The sequence below is a fragment of the Kibdelosporangium persicum genome, from assembly GCF_013280595.1.
Classification (GTDB): Bacteria; Actinomycetota; Actinomycetes; order Mycobacteriales; family Pseudonocardiaceae; genus Kibdelosporangium; species Kibdelosporangium persicum.
Genome location: NZ_JAAATY010000036.1, coordinates 38,408 through 54,857 on the forward strand (window position 1 = coordinate 38,408; position 16,450 = coordinate 54,857).

General features: G+C 67.8%; 13 protein-coding genes. 5 read left to right on the forward strand and 8 right to left on the reverse strand.

Annotated features, from left to right (window positions below):
* Window positions 1-72 precede the first annotated feature (72 nt).
* From GC106_RS39940 to GC106_RS39950, 3 genes are read left to right on the forward strand one after another with little or no spacing between them, the layout of a single operon-like run.
* Entirely contained in the window at window positions 73-1,224 is a 1,152-nt protein-coding gene (locus GC106_RS39940) for a CaiB/BaiF CoA transferase family protein (protein ID WP_173141368.1), read from the forward strand.
* The gene (locus tag GC106_RS39945) at window positions 1,221-2,249 is read left to right on the forward strand and encodes an LLM class F420-dependent oxidoreductase (protein WP_173141370.1); all 1,029 of its coding nucleotides are present in this window, start codon (window positions 1,221-1,223) and stop codon (window positions 2,247-2,249) included. The genes GC106_RS39940 and GC106_RS39945 overlap by 4 nt, the downstream gene beginning before the upstream one ends.
* Before the next feature lie 10 nt (window positions 2,250-2,259).
* The gene (locus GC106_RS39950) at window positions 2,260-3,618 is read left to right on the forward strand and encodes an 8-oxoguanine deaminase (protein ID WP_173141372.1); all 1,359 of its coding nucleotides are present in this window, start codon (window positions 2,260-2,262) and stop codon (window positions 3,616-3,618) included.
* 35 nt (window positions 3,619-3,653) lie between these two features.
* Here GC106_RS39950 and GC106_RS39955 read toward each other — a convergent pair whose 3' ends face one another.
* Together GC106_RS39955 and GC106_RS39960 are read right to left on the reverse strand one after the other, a co-directional pair.
* Window positions 3,654-5,477: an AMP-dependent synthetase/ligase gene (locus tag GC106_RS39955; RefSeq protein WP_173141374.1), complete on the reverse strand. Its 1,824-nt coding sequence runs from the start codon at window positions 5,475-5,477 to the stop codon at window positions 3,654-3,656.
* Between the two features lie 68 nt (window positions 5,478-5,545).
* Window positions 5,546-6,826 carry a type I glutamate--ammonia ligase gene (locus GC106_RS39960; RefSeq protein ID WP_173141376.1) on the reverse strand — a complete coding sequence of 427 codons (1,281 nt, stop codon included), beginning with the start codon at window positions 6,824-6,826 and terminating at the stop codon, window positions 5,546-5,548.
* Between the two features lie 58 nt (window positions 6,827-6,884).
* Between GC106_RS39960 and GC106_RS39965 the strand changes: the two genes are divergently transcribed.
* Window positions 6,885-7,994 carry an amidohydrolase family protein gene (locus GC106_RS39965; protein ID WP_173141378.1) on the forward strand — a complete coding sequence of 370 codons (1,110 nt, stop codon included), beginning with the start codon at window positions 6,885-6,887 and terminating at the stop codon, window positions 7,992-7,994.
* Here GC106_RS39965 and GC106_RS39970 read toward each other — a convergent pair.
* The 4 genes from GC106_RS39970 to GC106_RS39985 all read right to left on the reverse strand — a co-directional run bounded on the left by GC106_RS39970 (window position 7,967) and on the right by GC106_RS39985 (window position 11,607).
* Window positions 7,967-9,295, reverse strand: coding sequence for a purine-cytosine permease family protein (locus GC106_RS39970; RefSeq protein ID WP_173141380.1), 1,329 nt, complete (start codon window positions 9,293-9,295; stop codon window positions 7,967-7,969). The two genes, GC106_RS39965 and GC106_RS39970, sit on opposite strands and share 28 nt — an antisense overlap.
* Window positions 9,295-10,251, reverse strand: a complete 957-nt coding sequence (locus GC106_RS39975) for an isopenicillin N synthase family dioxygenase (protein WP_173141382.1) — start codon at window positions 10,249-10,251, stop codon at window positions 9,295-9,297. The genes GC106_RS39970 and GC106_RS39975 overlap by 1 nt, the downstream gene beginning before the upstream one ends.
* On the reverse strand, window positions 10,248-10,718 hold the full coding sequence (locus GC106_RS39980) for a nucleoside deaminase (protein WP_173141384.1): 471 nt from the start codon (window positions 10,716-10,718) through the stop codon (window positions 10,248-10,250). Before GC106_RS39980 ends, GC106_RS39975 begins: the two co-directional genes overlap by 4 nt.
* Before the next feature lie 391 nt (window positions 10,719-11,109).
* Entirely contained in the window at window positions 11,110-11,607 is a 498-nt protein-coding gene (locus tag GC106_RS39985; RefSeq protein WP_173141386.1) for a phosphoribosyltransferase, read from the reverse strand.
* Between the two features lie 145 nt (window positions 11,608-11,752).
* Between GC106_RS39985 and GC106_RS39990 the strand changes: the two genes are divergently transcribed.
* Entirely contained in the window at window positions 11,753-12,541 is a 789-nt protein-coding gene (locus tag GC106_RS39990; protein WP_173141388.1) for an AfsR/SARP family transcriptional regulator, read from the forward strand.
* Window positions 12,542-12,548: 7 nt separating this feature from the next.
* Here the strand turns inward: GC106_RS39990 and GC106_RS39995 are convergent, their stop codons facing one another.
* Both GC106_RS39995 and GC106_RS40000 read right to left on the reverse strand, forming a co-directional pair.
* The gene (locus GC106_RS39995) at window positions 12,549-13,175 is read right to left on the reverse strand and encodes a ScbR family autoregulator-binding transcription factor (protein WP_173141390.1); all 627 of its coding nucleotides are present in this window, start codon (window positions 13,173-13,175) and stop codon (window positions 12,549-12,551) included.
* Window positions 13,176-13,309: 134 nt separating this feature from the next.
* A complete protein-coding gene (locus GC106_RS40000; protein ID WP_173141391.1) occupies window positions 13,310-16,144 on the reverse strand; it encodes a glycosyl hydrolase in 2,835 nt (944 codons plus the stop codon).
* Window positions 16,145-16,450 lie beyond the last annotated feature (306 nt).

The following is a 16,450-nucleotide window of genomic DNA, read 5'->3' on the forward strand; positions in this document are numbered from 1 at the left end:
TGGCAAGCTTCACAATTATCCGTACGGTGTTAGGTATACGATACGTTACTGGCGAGTAGGAGGTGGTCGGCGGTGAGCACGGGACCGCTCGCGGGCGTCCGCGTGGTCGAACTGGCCGGCATCGGCCCGGCCCCGTTCTGCGCGATGCACCTGGCTGACCTGGGCGCCGACGTGGTCCGCGTCGACCGGCCCGGGGCCATCCCGGTGGCCGGGCCGCCGCACCGCGATCTGCTGAACCGAAACAAGCGCTCGGTCATGGTCGACCTGAAGAACGACCGCGGCGCCGAGGTCGTGCTGCGTATGGCCGAGCAGGCCGACGTGCTGATCGAGGGCTACCGCCCCGGCGTCGCCGAACGTCTCGGCGTCGGCCCGGAGCAGTGCTGGGAACGCAATCCCAAGCTGGTGTACGGCCGGATGACCGGCTGGGGCCAGGAAGGCCCGCTGGCGCACTCCGCGGGCCACGACATCGCCTACATCGGCATCACGGGCGTGTTGCACGCGATCGGCCGCAAGGACGGACCGCCGCAGGTCCCGATGAACCTGGTCGGCGACTTCGGCGGCGGCTCGCTGTACCTGGCCGTCGGAATCCTCGCCGCGCTGCGGCACGCCGAGCAGACCGGCAAGGGCCAGGTCGTCGACGCCGCCATCGTGGACGGTGCCGCGCACCTGGCGACCATGATCTACGGCCTGGTCTCGGCAGGCGTCTGGCAACCGCAGCGAGGCGTGAACCTGCTCGACACCGGCGCTCCGTTCTACGACGTCTACGAGACCTCGGACGGCGAGCACATGGCCGTCGGGCCGTTGGAATCGCAGTTCTACAAGGAGTTCGTGCGACTGCTCGGCCTGGACGGCGAGGACCTGCCCGCCCAGTTCGACATCCCGCGCTGGCCCGAACTGCGCAAGCGGTTCGCCGAGGTGTTCGCGACCAGGACCCGTCGCGAGTGGACAGAGGTGTTCGACGGAACCGACGCCTGCGTGGCGCCGATCCTCTCGCTCAGTGAGGCGGCTGAGCACCCGCACATCGCCGCACGCGGCACGTTGGTCGAGCGCGGCGGGTTCGTCCAGCCCGCGCCCGCACCAAGGTTCTCCGAGACCCCGGCAGAACTGCGCACCCCACCGGCACTTCCCGGGCAGCACACCCGGGACGCCCTGGCGGACTGGGGTTTTGACGACATCGACGAATTGCTGGCCGACGGCGCCGTGAAAGACGGGAACGATCAATGAAGATCAGCACACAGGTGATGTACGCGGGAAACCCGAAGGAGCTGATCGAGCAGGTCGTCAGCCTGGAGAACGCCGGGCTGGACCAGGTGTGGGTGGCCGAGGCGTACGGCTTCGACTCGCCGACCCTGATGGGGTACATCGCCGCGAAGACCGAGCGTGTCGAGATCGGGTCGGCGATCCTGCCGATCTACTCCCGCACGCCCGCGCTGATCGCGCAGACCGCGGCGGGGCTTGACGCGGTGTCCGGCGGGCGCGCGATCCTCGGCCTTGGTGCGTCGGGCCCGCAGGTGATCGAGGGCTGGCACGGTGTTCCGTACGACAAGCCGCTCGGCCGCACGCGCGAGATCGTCGGCATCTGCCGCCGGATCTGGCGCCGCGAGGTCATCACCAACGAGGGCAACTACCCGATTCCGTTGCCCGAAGGCCAGGGCACCGGGCTGGGCAAGCCGTTGAAGATCCTGACCCACCCGGTCCGTTCCGGGATCCCCGTCTACATCGCCTCGTTGGGCGACAAGAACGTCCAGATGACCGCCGAGATCGCCGACGGCTGGCTGCCCACGCTGTTCATCCCCGAGAAGGCCCAGTCGGTCTGGGGTTCCGCGTTGGCCGCGGGAAAGGCCAAGCGCGACGCGGCACTGGGCGAGTTGCAGATCGTCGCGGGCGGCATGCTCGCGATCGGCGACGACGTCGAAGCCCTGCGGGACGCCTCACGCCCGTACATCGCCCTGTACGTCGGCGGAATGGGCGCTCGGGGCCGTAACTTCTACAACGACCTGGCTCGTCGCTACGGTTACGAGGCCGAGGCGGAGAAGATCCAGGACCTGTACCTGGCCGGCAAGAAGGACGAAGCCGCCGCGGCCGTGCCCGCCGAGTTCGCCGAGCTGATGAACCTGGTCGGCCCAGCGGGGTACGTCAGGGAGCGCATCGAGGCCTTCAAGGAGGCCGGCGTGACCACGCTGAGCGTGACCCCGGTCGGCGAGAACCCGGCCAAACTGGTCGAGCAGGTCAAGGAGTGGCTGGCCTAGTCTGGGGCCCGTGGACACAGTCATCACGGGCGCGTACGTCGCGACAGTCGATGAGCGGGGCACGGAACACACCGACGGATATGTGGCCGTTGTGGACGGTCGGATCGCCGCGGTGGGTTCCGGTGCCGTGCCCGAGCAGTACGCGAGCCTGAACCGGGTCGACGCGTCCGGATGTCTTGTCACGCCGGGCCTGGTGAACACCCACCACCACCTCTACCAGTGGGGGACGCGGGGCTACGCCCAGCAGGAGGACCTGTTCGGCTGGTTGGTCGCGCTGTATCCGGTCTGGGCCGGGATCGACGCCGAGATCGTGTCCGCGACCTCCGCCGCCGGCCTCGGGATGCTCGCGCTCAGCGGCTGCACGACCGCTGCCGATCACCACTACGTGTTCCCCCGTGCGGGCGGGGACGTGTTCGGCGCGTTGATCGAAGCGGGGCGGCGTATCGGGATTCGGCTGCACGCTGTGCGTGGCTCGATGGACCGTGGCGAATCCGGCGGCGGCCTGCCGCCGGACTCCATTGTGGAGACTCTGGACGCCGCGCTGGAGCACACCGAGCGCGCGATCACCGAGTACCACGATCCCGCGCCGGACGCGAAGATCCAGGTCGCGGTGGGTCCGTGCTCGCCGTTCTCGGCAAGCCTCGACTTGATGCGCGGTGCCGCCGAGATCGCCCGCGAGCACGGCGTCCGGCTGCACACGCACCTGGCCGAGACCAAGGACGAGGAAGAGCAGTGCCTGCGGGAGTTCGGACAGACCCCGGTGCGGTACGCCGAAAGCCTCGGCTGGCTGGGTGAGGACGTCTGGCTGGCGCACGGCGTGCACCTCAAGGGCGACGAGATCCCGTTGATGGCCAGGACCGGCACGGGGATCGCGCACTGCCCGAGCTCGAACGCGCGTGTCGGCGCGGGAATGGCGCCGGTGCGGGCCTTGCTGGACGCGGGCGCGCCAGTGGGTCTCGGCGTGGACGGGGTGGCGTCCAATGAGTCCGGTGGACTTGCCGAGGAACTACGGCAGGCGTTGCTGACGGCTCGTCAGCGCGGCGGTCCGGACGCGTTGACCGCGCGGCAGGCGTTGCGGATCGGCACGATGGGCGGCGCCCGGTGCCTGGGACGTCAGGAGCACATCGGGTCCGTCGAACCGGGCAAACAGGCGGACCTGGCGGTGTGGCGGCTGGACACGCTGAAGCACGCCGGGATCGCGGACCCCGTCGCGGCTCTCGTCTTCGGGCGCGTGCCGCCGTTGGAGCTGCTGCTCGTCGGCGGCGAACCAGTGGTCGAGCATGACCACCTGCTCACCGCCGACGAGCCGACCCTGACCCACAACCTCAAAAACGCCTGCTCAACCCTCGTGAGTGTTTATCAGGGTTAGAACACCGATAAACACTCACGAGGGGACGGGCGGGGCTAGTGGTAGAGGGACTCGATCGCTTCCGCGTAGCGGTCGCCGATCACCCGGCGCTTGAGCTTCAAGGTCGGCGTGACCTCACCGGATTCCGGCGTCCAGGTCTGCGTCAGGACCTTGTACTTCTTGATCTGCTCGGGCTGCGCCAGCACGGAGTTGGCCTGCTGCACCAGTTTCTCGATCTCCTCGAGGACCGCGGGCTGCCCGGCCAGGTTGTCCGTGGGAATTCCCCTGGCCTGCGCCCACTGTGGGGCGGCTTCGTCGTCGAGCACGATCAACGCGGTGACGTACGGCCGCATGTCGCCGATCGCGACGGCCTGGCTGATCAACGGGTGTGCCCGTAAAAGGCCTTCCACCTTGGCGGGCGCGATGTTCTTGCCGCCCGAGGTGATGATCAGTTCCTTCTTGCGGTCGGTGATGTAGACGAAGCCGTCCTCGTCGATCCGGCCGACGTCACCGGTGGCGTACCAGCCGTCCGCGTCGACGTCCGGCTTGATCGAGCCGTCCTCCTGCAGGTACCCCGTGAACACGATCGGGCCGCGCACCAGCAGTTCGTCGTCGTCGCCGACCTTGACCTCGACGCCGGGCAGCGCGCGGCCGACCGAGCCGACCCGGTACGACGTCGGGATGTTCTGCGTGGCCGCGCCGGTTGTCTCGCTCAGGCCCCAGACCTCGAGCACCCGGATGCCGATGCCGGCGAGGAAATCCAGCACCGAGACCGGGATCGGCGCGGCGCCGCTGTTGCCCCTGGTCATCTGGTCCAGTCCGAGCATGGTCCTGATCGGCAGCAACGCCTTCTCGTCCAGCGCCTTGGCCCGTGCGGCCAGGTCCTCGGGCACCGGTTTGCCCTCGCTGCCCAGCTGCCAGACCTCCAGCGCGGCGTCACGGGCCGTCTGCACGGCCGCACGCTGTTCTTCGGGCATCGCGGCCAGTCCGCCTTGTAAGGCGGCGGCCATCTTCTCCCACACCCGGGGCACACCGAAGAGGCCGAACGGCCGAACGCCGTGCAACGCCGGGATGAGCTGGGTGTGGTCCGGTACGGCGGTGACGTGGCCTGCCTTGTAGATCGGGAGATAGATGCCGAGAATGCGCTCGGCGATGTGTGCCAACGGCAGGTACGCCACGGACTTGCCGTGCATCGGCAACGGATGCACCACGTCCGCCGCAGCGGCCTGGTACAGCACGTTGCGGTGGCTGACCACGACGCCCTTCGGGTCGCCCGTCGTGCCGGACGTGTAGATGATGCACGCGGGCTGTTCCGGCTCGATGGCGTCGGTCAGCTGTTCGAAGATCGACGGGTCCGCCGCGTGTTTGGCGGCGCCCTTCTCGTACACCTCGCGGTACGACACGAACCTGGCGTCGCCCTCGGGCACCGCGGACTCGTCGATCACCACGATCTTGCGCAGGGCCGATAACCGCGGAAGCGCGGCTGACCAGCGGTCGATCTGCTCCGCGCCTTCGATCACGACCACCGGCGCCGCGCTGTGCCTGGCCACAAAGGCGATCTGCTCGGTGGACAGCGTGTCGTACGTGGTGCACGAGATCGCTCCGACGTGCGACGCGCCCAGGTCGCTGATCCAGTGCTCGGGCCGCCGCGTTGACATGATCAGCATGCGGTCGCCCTTGGCCAGGCCGAGCTCGGCCAGCCCGTGGGCCAGCGCGGCGATCTGTTCGCGCAGCTGTGCCCAGGTCAGGGTGGTGACCTCGGCGGGACCCCATCCCTTGCTCAACGCGGGTTTGTCACCGAACTCGGTGGCGTTGCGCCGCAGGAACGTCGCGACAGTCTGCCCCTCGATAGCGCGCTCTACGTCGTCGGCTGTGCCCACTCTGGCTCCTTTGCGTCCGCGCCCTGGACATGCAACCTAGAACAAAGCCGCGACCAACTCCAGACTCGTCAGTAACTCCATCGGCTGCGTTCGACGATCTCCTCAGGGGTGAGGTCACCGAGGATCGAGATCTCACTCTTTCGCACGGTGGTGATCGCGTCGACCAGTTCGGTCCCGAACGCGGCGAGCAACGTCGGCTCCGCCTCGAACGCCTCGACCGCCGCGCCGAGGTGGCTGGGCAGCGGCACGGAGTCCGCCAGTGTCGCCGGGTCGACGTCGACCGGTTCCGGCAGCGTCGCGCCCTCGGTGACTCCGGCGCTGCCCGCGACCAGCAACGCGGCGAGCGCGAGGTACGGATTGGCCGCGCCGTCGAAGCACTTGACCTCCACGTTCGGTGAGCCCGCCGTGATGAACCGCAGGGCGGCTTCCCGGTTCTCCAGGCCCCATGACTGGAAAGCGCCCGCCCAGCTCGACGGGACCAGTCGCAGGTAACTTCCCACGGACGGGGCGCCAATCGCCAACAGCGCAGGCAATCTTGACAGGATTCCGCCGATGAACGACGCGCCGTCGGCCGTGAGCCCGAACGTGCCGTCGCCACCGCCCATCAGGTTCTTGCTGTCCCGCCAGACACTCAGGTGCACGTGACAGCCGTTGCCGACGCCACCGGCGACGACTTTCGGCGCGAACGTGGCCCGCAGGCCGTGGTTCAGCGTGATCGCGCGGATCGTTTCGCGCACGAGCACAAGGTGATCGGCGGCCGTGACGGGCTCCTGGTGCGCGATCGAGAGCTCGTACTGGCCCGCCGCGTACTCCGGGTGGATCTGCTCGACGTGGATTCCCTGCGTCGCCAACGCGTCGAGCACGTCGTGCAAATAGCCGCTCAGTTCCGTCAAGCGCGTCATGCCGTACGCCGGCCCCGAGCACGCCGGCACGAATTCGTCACCTTCGCCCTTGGACACGCACCACTCGATCTCGAACGCGGCCCGTGCGCTCAGGTCCTGTTCGGCGACCTGGTTCACCACCCGCATCAGCAGGCCGCGGGCGTCACCCGGATGAACGACACCCTCCTGGTCGTACCGCACACCCGGCGCCCACGCCCAGCCGGGCTGGGCGGCCAGCACGGCCAGCTTGCCGACATCGGGCTTGAGCCGCAGGTCACCGATGGGGCCGCCGGTGACCGAGTCGTCGAACACGAACCGGTCGAACGTGGGGGACACCCCGATCCCGTGGGCCACCGCGTTCGCCAGCATGCCGACCGGCACGGCTTTCACCCTGGTCACGCCGCTGTTGTCGACCCAGGTCACGGCCACGGCGAGCACGCCTCGCGCGGTCAGGTTCGCGGAGTCCATCGCATCCCCTAACTCTAGTCTTGACTCCCATGATCTCCTCTTCTGAGCGGAGCGCGCGATGGCGGACTGGGCGGATCTCCGGTTGGTCGACCACCACTGTCACGGTCTCGTCCAGCGTGACCTGGCGCGGGACGACTTCGAGACGCTGCTGACCGAAGCGTCCACTGTGGTGGGTTTCAGTGCCTTCGACTCCCGGGTCGGGCTGGCCGTGCGGCGCTGGTGCGCGCCCGTGCTGGACCTGCCGGTGCACGCCCCGGCGGCCGGCTACGTCGCCCGGCGAGCCGAACTGGGGTTCGCGGAGGTCGACCGCCGGTTCATGGCGGCGGCCGGGCTGTCGGCGTTGTGCGTGGACACCGGGTACGTGCCGGAGCCGATCTCGTCGCCCGACGCGTTGGCTGCTCTGATCGACGGCTCGGCGTACGAGATCGTCCGCCTGGAGCAGGTCGCCGAGGAGCTGTTCGGCTCGGTGGACGCCGCGGGTTTCGCCGACGCCTTCCAGTCGGCTTTGGCGCGGCGGACCGCTGACGCGGTCGGCGTGAAGTCGATCGCCGCGTACCGGGTCGGCCTCGACCTGGCGCCGGAGCGTCCCTCGCGGGACGAGGTGACGCGGGCGGTCTGGCGCTGGTTCTCCGGCTCCCGGCGGCTCGCGGACCCGGTGCTGCAGCGGTTTCTGATCTGGTGCGCGGTCGACCGTGGCCTGCCGATCCAGTTCCACGTCGGCATCGGCGACTCCGATGTGGACATGAAGTCCGGCAACCCCTTGCTGCTGATGCCGTTGCTCAGGGCGATCGAGCCCACCGGTGTCCCGGTCATGCTGCTGCACAACTACCCGTTCCACCGCGAAGCCGGTTACCTGGCACAGGTGTTCGGCAACGTGTACGTGGACGTGGGACTCGCGACGCACAACCTCGGCGACCGCTCCCGGGTGCTGATCGAGGAGACGCTCGAACTGGCGCCGTTCGGCAAGTTCCTGTTCTCCTCGGACGCCTTCGGGCTGCCCGAGCTCTACTACCTGTCGGCGACGCTGTTCCGCCGGGGAATGGCGGCGGTGCTCGACGCCGGGGTGGCCGAGGACTCGTGGCGTGCGGCCGACGCGGATCGCCTGGCACAGATGGTCTTTTCCGGTAACGCCGAACGGGTCTACCGGCTCTTGGGCCACACCGCGTAGACGACGGCGGCGATCAGGAAGCCGACCAGGAACGTGATGTCACCGATCCACGGAATCGCCTGGGGCACCGGCCCGGTGTACCGGGACTGGTTGGCGAACAGTCCGATCGAGACGATCATGCCGGTCAGCATGGCCGTCGGTCCCGCCCAGTTCCGGTACGACTTGTCGGTGAGCAGGAGGTCGAGTTTCCGGCCGCGCCGCAGGTGCATGTCCACCAGGGTGATCCCGAGCCAGGGCCCGACCCAGTACGCGATCACCAGCAGGAAGCTCTCGTAGGCGTGTCCCGCGTCGGCCAGGCCCAGCCAGGCGAGGACAAACCCGACGACACCGAACCCGGCCGCGACGACCGCGCGACGCCAGGCGAGCGGCAGTCTGATCCCGAGCGTCAAGAAGGCGAGCGCGGCGGAGTACACGTTCAGCACGTTCGCCGCGACCGCGCCCAACGCGATGCACAGCAGTGTCAGCGCCGCGAGCCAACCCGGCAGGTGGCCGGTGAACGCGGTCGCCGGATTGTCCGAAGTGGATCCGCCGATGGTGACCGACGCGGCCCCGACGAGCATCAGCACTGTCGTCGCCAGGAACAATCCGGAGCCTGCCGACCAACCGACCGCGCGGCGCGATGTGTTCGCTGGCAGGTAACGGGTGTAGTCGGCGGCGTACGGATTCCAGCCCGCGGTGTACCCGAACGCCGCGCTCGCGGCCAACAGGAACCCGCCCAATCCTCCGCTGCCGGCGGTTCCCGGGTTTGCCTTGCTGAAGACGACCACGGCTGTGATCGCGAAAACCACTGCGAGCACAGGGAAGGCGTACCGCTCGAACACCTGGATCAGGTTGTGCCCGAAGAACGCGATCAGAATCTGCACGCCCACGACCATGATCAGGCACAGCAGCACGGGTAACCCGGTCAGCGTGTTCAGCGCGAACGCTCCGCTGACGCTGTTGACGGCGAACCAGCCGGCCCCGGCCATCACCGACATCAGGGTGGCAGGGAGGACGTTTCCCCGGTACCCGAAAGCCGCACGGCCCAGCACCATCTGCGGGACACCGTGGTCCGGGCCCCGGGCCGACAGGACACCGTGCGCGATCGCGCCGAGCAGGTTGCCCAGCGTGAGCGCCGCCGCGGCCTGCCAGAAGCTCAGCCCGAACGCGGACACCGCGAGCACGCCGAGGAAGACGGTGGCGAACTCCAGGTTCGGCGACGTCCACGTCCAGAACAGGTGCCGCGGCCTGCCGTGCCTGTCGGCCGCCGCGACCGGCTCGATGCCGCCCGGCTCGACCTTGACGACCTGCTCGCCGTACATCAGGTCACGGTGATGGCGTCGAGCTTCTCCTTCAGGTAATCGGCGGCGATCACCTCGGGGTAACCGGTCTTGCCGATCGGCGGGCCGAGTGACGTGATCCGGGCGTCATGGTCGGTCTCGTAGAAGAAGATCAGCGAGACCAGGTCCTCGTCCGGCGCGCTGGCGTGCGGCGGGAGGACACGGTGGCGCGTGGACCGCCACCGGTCGCCGGTCCAGCGGGCCATCAGGTCACCGATGTTGACCGTGAGTGCGTCCGGGTCGTACGGGGCGTTCTCCCACCGGCCGTCCTTTGTGAACACCTGCAGCCCGCCGACACCCGCCTCCCGGTCGAGCACGGTGACCGTGCCGAAGTCGGTGTGCGGGCCGATCCGGAACTGACCCTCGTCCGGGTGACCGACCACGGTCAGCGGCGGGTACCAGTTGATGTTGAACGTGTACGTGGGATGCCGGGTGTGCGCGGTGAAGTGGTTCTCCGGAAGCCGCAGCGCGACCGCGAAGACGGTCAGCAGTTCGTCGGACAGCGCCCGCATCCTGGCCATGTACTCGACGGAGGTGGATTCGAGGAACGGCACCTCCTGCGGCCAGACGTTCGGCGCGAACCAGAAGTCGTCGATCGCGGGGTCGCCGACGGCGGCGTCCGCCCCGACCGAATAGGACTCCTTGAGATCCGGGGGAGTTTCGGTGCCCTCGGCGTACGCGTTCGCCTCGACACCCGGCGGCAACCACCCGCGCCCACCGACTGAGACCGCGTACCGCTGCTTGACCTCGCCGGGCAGCCCGAAGAACCGACGGGCCTGCTTGCGGATGTCGGCGCGCAGCGATTCCGGCACGCCGTGCCCGGTGATCAGCAGGAAACCGGAGTCCTGCAACGCGCGGTCGACCTGGTCGGCGACCTGGAGGCGGTCCTTGAGCGAGCCGTGGAACCACGGTTCGAGATCGACGAGCGGGACTGTCATGTGCGCTCCTCCCCGATATCCTCGAACCACAGGTCCGGGTGTTCCTTGATGAACTCGGTCATCAGTTCGACGCAGTCCGGGTCGTCCACAATGGTCACCTGGACGCCGTGCTCCGCGAGCCAGTCGTGCCCGCCGGAGAAGGTGGTGGCCTCGCCGATGACCACCCTGCTGATGTTGAACTGCCGGACCAGACCGCTGCAGTACCAACAGGGCGACAAGGTCGTCACCATGATGGTGTCGCGGTAGTGCGGTCTGCGGCCCGCGTTGCGGAACGCCGCGGTCTCGGCGTGCATCGACGGGTCGTCGTCCTGCACCCGCCGGTTGTGCCCGCTACCGAGTAACTCGCCGTCGGGGCCGTAGAGGGCCGCGCCGATGGGAATCCCGCCGGCCGCTTTGCCGCGCAGCGCCTCCTGCCGCGCCACGGCCAGCATCTGTTTCGCCTCGATCAACTCGCGGCTCGCGTGCATGGTCACACTGTCGTGCCTCAGCAGCGGACTGGCAAGAGGTTGACCGGGTCGCCCGCGACCGAGTAAAGAAGTCGATCACGGTGACGCTCCGTGTCCATCCCCAGGCCGGCCCGGAAGTGGATCAACGCATACCCGCGCCGGCGGGCCCCGCTCGGGCCGCTCGCGCCCGCCCACGTCCTGACGGCGCTTGGCGGCGGTCTTCACGGCTGGTCTTCACGGCTGGTCTTCACGGCTGGTCTTCACGGCGGGTTTTCACGGCGGCCCTCGGCGACAAACCCCGCCATCCAGGGGAGCCCCTGATCTTGATTCAACCAGAAGGGTCCGACAGTTCCCGGCCATGCGGGAAGGGGACGTAACACGCCCCACGGCAAGCGCGGTGGCGAAAAGCGGATCAAGCCTCCAGAACGGCGGCCGGAGCGTCGACCACGGGCGGCAGAGTCGACCACGGAAAATTGATCCACCGGTCGGTGTACCGCCACACGTACTCACACTTCACGGTCGAATGCGGCTTTTCGTAAACCACCGCACACCGGACCTCCGCCACGTGGTCGGAGCAGAAGTCGCGAACCAGCTTCAGCGTCGCGCCCGTGTCGGCCACGTCGTCGGCGACCAGCACCTTGGCGCCTGTCAGATCGACCACGTTCGGTACGGGCGGCAGCATGACGGGCAGGTCCAGGCGCTCGTCCACGCCGGTGTAGAACTCCACGTTCATCACGTGCAGGTTCTTGACGTTCAACGCGTAGCCCAGCGCCCCGGCCGCGAACAGGCCGCCGCGGGCGATGGACAGGATCAGGTCCGGCTGGTATCCGTCGGCCGCGATCCGGGTGGCCAGTTCGCGGGATGCGGTGCCGAAAAGTTCCCAGGTGAGTACTTCGCGCTGCTCCGTCATGGTCGCTGAGCCTAGCTGGTCCCGGTATCACGCCTGGTCAGCGGGTGGTCGAGCAAAGAAAAAACCGACCGGTCTCTTTTTTCTTGCAAACCGGCCGGTTGGTTTTGTATGGTGACGCGGCCCAGCCCGCACGGACGGAGAAGTGATGGAGATCGGCGTTTTGGGGCCGCTGAAGGTCCAGGCAAGTGCAGGCCAGGTGATGCCGACGGCGGCCAAGCCGCGCAAGGTGCTCGCGATGCTCGCCATCCACGCCGACGAGGTCGTGCCGATCGCGGATCTGAACGAGGAACTCTGGGGTACCAAGGTCCCGCGCAGCGCCAGCACGACTCTGCAGACGTACATCCTCAACCTGCGCACCATGATCGCCGGGGCGATCGGCGGCACGAGCGCGGACGCCAAGCAGATCCTGGCGACCAGGCCGGGCGGGTACGCGCTGAACGTGTCCTCGGTCGACGTCCGGGAGTTCGAAAGGCTCACCGCCGCGGGCCACCGTGCGCACCAGACCAGGGAGTACGAACTCGCGGCCGACAACTTCCGCGACGCTCTGGGTCTCTGGCGCGGTCCCGCGCTCGTCGATGTCCACCTTGGACCGTTGCTACGGGGCGAGGTGCTGCGGCTGACCGAGGCACGGTTGGCCGCCTTGGAACGGCGGATCGACGCGGATCTCAGGCTTGGCAGGCACCACGAACTCATCAGCGAGCTGACCGGACTGGTCGCGCGGTACCACACACACGAAGGACTGCACGCGCATCTCATGGTCGCGCTCTACCGGAGCGGACGCCGTGCGCAGGCGATGACCGTCTACCGGAACCTGCGCACCACCCTGATCGAGGAACTCGGTCTCGAACCGTCGCCCGGATTGCGCAGGTTGCAGCAGGCGATTCTGAAGTCGGACGACGCACCGGGAGAGTCGCGGCTCGAACGTGTCGGCTGAGAAGAGGCTAGCCGGGAGTCTGCGCCGCCGTCCCCTCGGGCACGAACCGGCTGAGCCGGCGGGGCGGGACGATCGCGGGCAGCACGTACCGCCACATGCCGGCGACCCGGTCCGGCAGATCGGCCCGGTCGGTCAGCACCTGTGACGAAATCTGCAGGCCGGTGAACGCGCTGACGAGGAAGTTCGCGATGTCACCGGTGACCAGCTCCTTGCGGATGTCACCCCGCTCCTGGGCGTGGTCGAGCTGGTCCCGGCACACGTCGATCCACCGCAGGTAGGAGTCCGGCGACGGGTCGGTGAACGTGCCCTGCTCGATCACCAACCGGATGCTTGCTCGGATCCGGACGTTCTCCTGGAGACCGCGCGCCATGGCGTGGGTCAGGTCGATCACGGTCTGCAGGCCCGGTTTGCCGTTGTCGTCGACCGGCGGCCAGATGGAGAACTGCTCGGCGACGAGTTCGTGCGCGAGCTCCTCCTTGGACTTGAAGTGGAAGTACAGTGCGCCTTTGGTGACGCCGGCCTCGGCGAGGATGTCGGACAGGCTGGCCCCGACGAAACCCTGCGAGTCGAACACCTTGGCGGCCGCGTCGAGGATGGTCGCTCGCGTCCGTTCCGCGCGTTCCTGTTTCGGCACCCCGGATCCCCTTCGCCCAGTCGTCGTCCATCGAGTCTACGTCCGACGATAGGACCAAACAAACCGGGAGGTAGGTATTTTCTGCGGACAGAAAAGAACGCGACCTGGTCAGGTCGCGTTCTCCGGAGGTGGGATCAAGCGGGATTAAAGGGGATCACGAGCCGCGATTGACCGTCGTTGACCCGCAACGACGTGGCCACGTTGCCGATCGCGTTCCAGACCTCCAACCGGATGCAGCCGTTGCTGAACGACTGCGGTGTTCCGCTCGTGGCCCGTTGCCCGGCGTTGTGGGTGTAGATTTCCCAGCCGTTGATCGGATCGGTCGCGAAGTAGTGGTACGTCTCCGTCCTGGTGTACGTGGAACCCGTGGGGGCGTAGGAGATCCTGGCCTGAACACCGGCGCCGACGCCCGTGCCCGCGTCGACACCCAGGCTGAACTGTGTCGTCTTCGACGAGTCGTACGTGCCGGTGAAACCACAGGCGGTGTACGTCACCGGGTTGTGCGGCGTGCCGTCCCAGTTCGCGCCACCCGCTGACGGGATCGTCGCGCTGGACCCGCTGGCGCCTGCCGTGGTCGACAGCGCGTTCGTGTTGACGAAGAACGTGCTGCTCCCGCCACCGCCGGGCGTCCCCGGCCCACTACCGCCCTGCCAGGTGATCGCCCCGGTGGTGGCCGTCCGTCCCGGTTGGACGGTCAGGGAAACGCCGGTGGAGAAGGTGACTGTCAGAGGTGTCGTACCGCGGTTGGCCGCGACGTACGTCCGCGCGCCGTTCTTCGTGAACACCGCGTAGAGCGGCGTGTTGGCCGTGACCGTGGTGTCCACTTGGCCCAGTGCGGCGAGGTTGCGCAGCCAGTGGAAGGTGTGCGCCCTGCTCTCACCTTCTTCTGACGTGTAGCTTGTGGACCGCCACGCCTGGAGCGCCGCGTCCGGTTGCGACAGTGCCTGGAACTCCCAGATGATGTCCCGCCAGACCGTGGGTGCGGACGGTTTGACGGTCCGCATCTCCTGGAGGTTGGTGTTGATGTAACCCGGGTTGTAGCCCAGATACAGCGATCCACCGGTGATGGGCAGCATGTTGATGCCGTGGATCATCTCCGGCTCGCCCGAGAACCACGTCGCGTACGCGCCGCCGTTGCCCCACACCATGCCGACCGTGTTGTGCGGGAAAGCGGACGGGAAGTTGGAGTTCGTGGTGTCGTGCCAGTACTCCGCGATCGCCGCGGCCTGGGTGACGTACTGGTAGATCCCGGCGTCCCGGACCGTCCTGTTGCCGGTGGCCTGGCCGAACTGGATCAGTGCGGCGTCGAAGTTCATCCCTTCGGACGACGACTCCTGGTTGTTGCCCGCGAAGAAGTTCGCGTGCCCGGACGCCCAGTCGTGCCCGGCGTAGATGTCGAAGTCCCGCAGGAACGGGAATCGCCGGTCGTTGCGGTCGTAGTTGTTGGCGTCCCGGATGAGCATGTCGACCATTCCGCCGTACTGGTTCGGCGACGCCCATGCCGGGTCGTACTTCGCCAAGGTCGCCGCGGCGGCGATGTAGTAGCCGTAGTGGAAGTGGTGGTCGTTGAGTTCCTGGTCGGACCCGTACGACGCCGGGTAGCCGATCAACGTGCCCCAACTGGAGTTGTAGCCGAAGACACGAGCCGTCTTGCCCGGGGTGGCGGTGAACCAGTCGGTGAGCCGGGACTTGATCGCCGACAGCATCCTGTCGCGGACGCCCGTGTTGCCGACCAGATCGGCGATCTCGGCCAGCCGCGCCGCGCGGCCGAGCGCTTTCCCTGTCCAGTACGTGTCATTTCCGAACCCGGCGAACGGATCGCCCACGGCGTTCAGTTCGTTGTTCAGGGTGGTCAGGTCCGCGCCCGTCATGCCCACCGCGGGCAGTTCAGGCAGCACGCCTCGGTAGACCATGCTTGTCTGGAACGACGTGATGTTCGTCAGAACGCGCATCTGGCCTCGCGGCGAGATGTAGGTGTTCGCGATCGGCGTTCCACCGGCGAGGTTCTTCCACAGGTGCGGGTAGAGCGCCGCGACTGTGCCGGTCGCCGCGCCTTCCCTTGCCTGGGTGGTGAAGTTGTACGTCGTGGTGAGCCTGCTCGTGGCTTCGTTGAAGCTCCACGACACAGTCGTTCCGGTGATGAACGAATAGGCGTACGGCGCGAAGGCGTTGAGCAGGTTCGTGCGCTCGGTGTTGGACGACTGCGCTGTCGTCGGCAGCACGGCGATCGAGAAGTAACCGCGTCCGGCCAGCGTCGAGCTGATCGACGCGCCGGAGATCGTCCACGTCGCACCCGTGGGCGCGAACAACGCGTAGTCGTGCCCGTTGATCGTGACACCAAGGGTTTTGCCGCTGTTGGACCACACGGTCGGCGCGGACTGGAAGGTCAGCTGGGCGTTTCCGCCCGTCGCCTCCGCGTGGACGAACGGAAGCCCGTGCCCGATCGTGGTTTTCAGGGAACGTCCGGCGTTCGCCCACGACGAGGTGACCGTCCAGTCGCTCCACCCGTCCACCATGGCCGTCGCGGTCAGGCCCGCGACGCCGATGGTGAAGTCGGTGGAATGCTCGAAGTGGTACTCACCGGTCGTGGTGGCGGAGCCGGTGATCGTCGCGGTGGTGGGGTAGTCGACGCCCAGGCCACTCGTGGTCGCCTTGAGGGACAACGGATGCGCGGCCAGGTTGTCCGAGCCGGCGCAGTCGTTGCGCTTCCACAGCAGCGAGGACCACCAGTCGTTGGTGGGGACACCGCCGGCGGGCGCGTTCGCGGTGACGAATGTCCTGGCGTTGCTGCCGATCGACCCGCACCCGGCCGGACCGGCGCCGGGCAGGCTGTCCAGGTACCCGCCCGCGCCGACGACGGTCGCGCTGGCGGTCCGATGGCTGGTGAACAGGACAAAACTGAGGGCCAGCGCGAGCACCGCCAAGGCGGCGGTGATCGCTCGACCGGCCTGCTTCATTGCAGGGGGCATCGACTCTCCTGGTGGGGAAGAGGTGCAGGGGTGCCTGAGCGCGCCTGCGAGAGCGCTCTCACGCATCTGTCATGGGACCCCGCCGACCTGGCGTGTGTCAAGAGATCCCGCCCGGTTGTCCACAAGCGGAGCCGGTTGTGGACAACTGGCGTCTGGTGATCAGAACATGTCAGGGGTTTGCGGTAACGTGAAAATCAGGGGTTCCCCCTGGGGAATTGGTGATGCGGTGACGCTTGCCTTTGAAGGTGCCTTTCTGCTTGGGGCCTTCGGCGGCGGGAGAAACAGCTGCCCCGCTGGCGGGCAGGC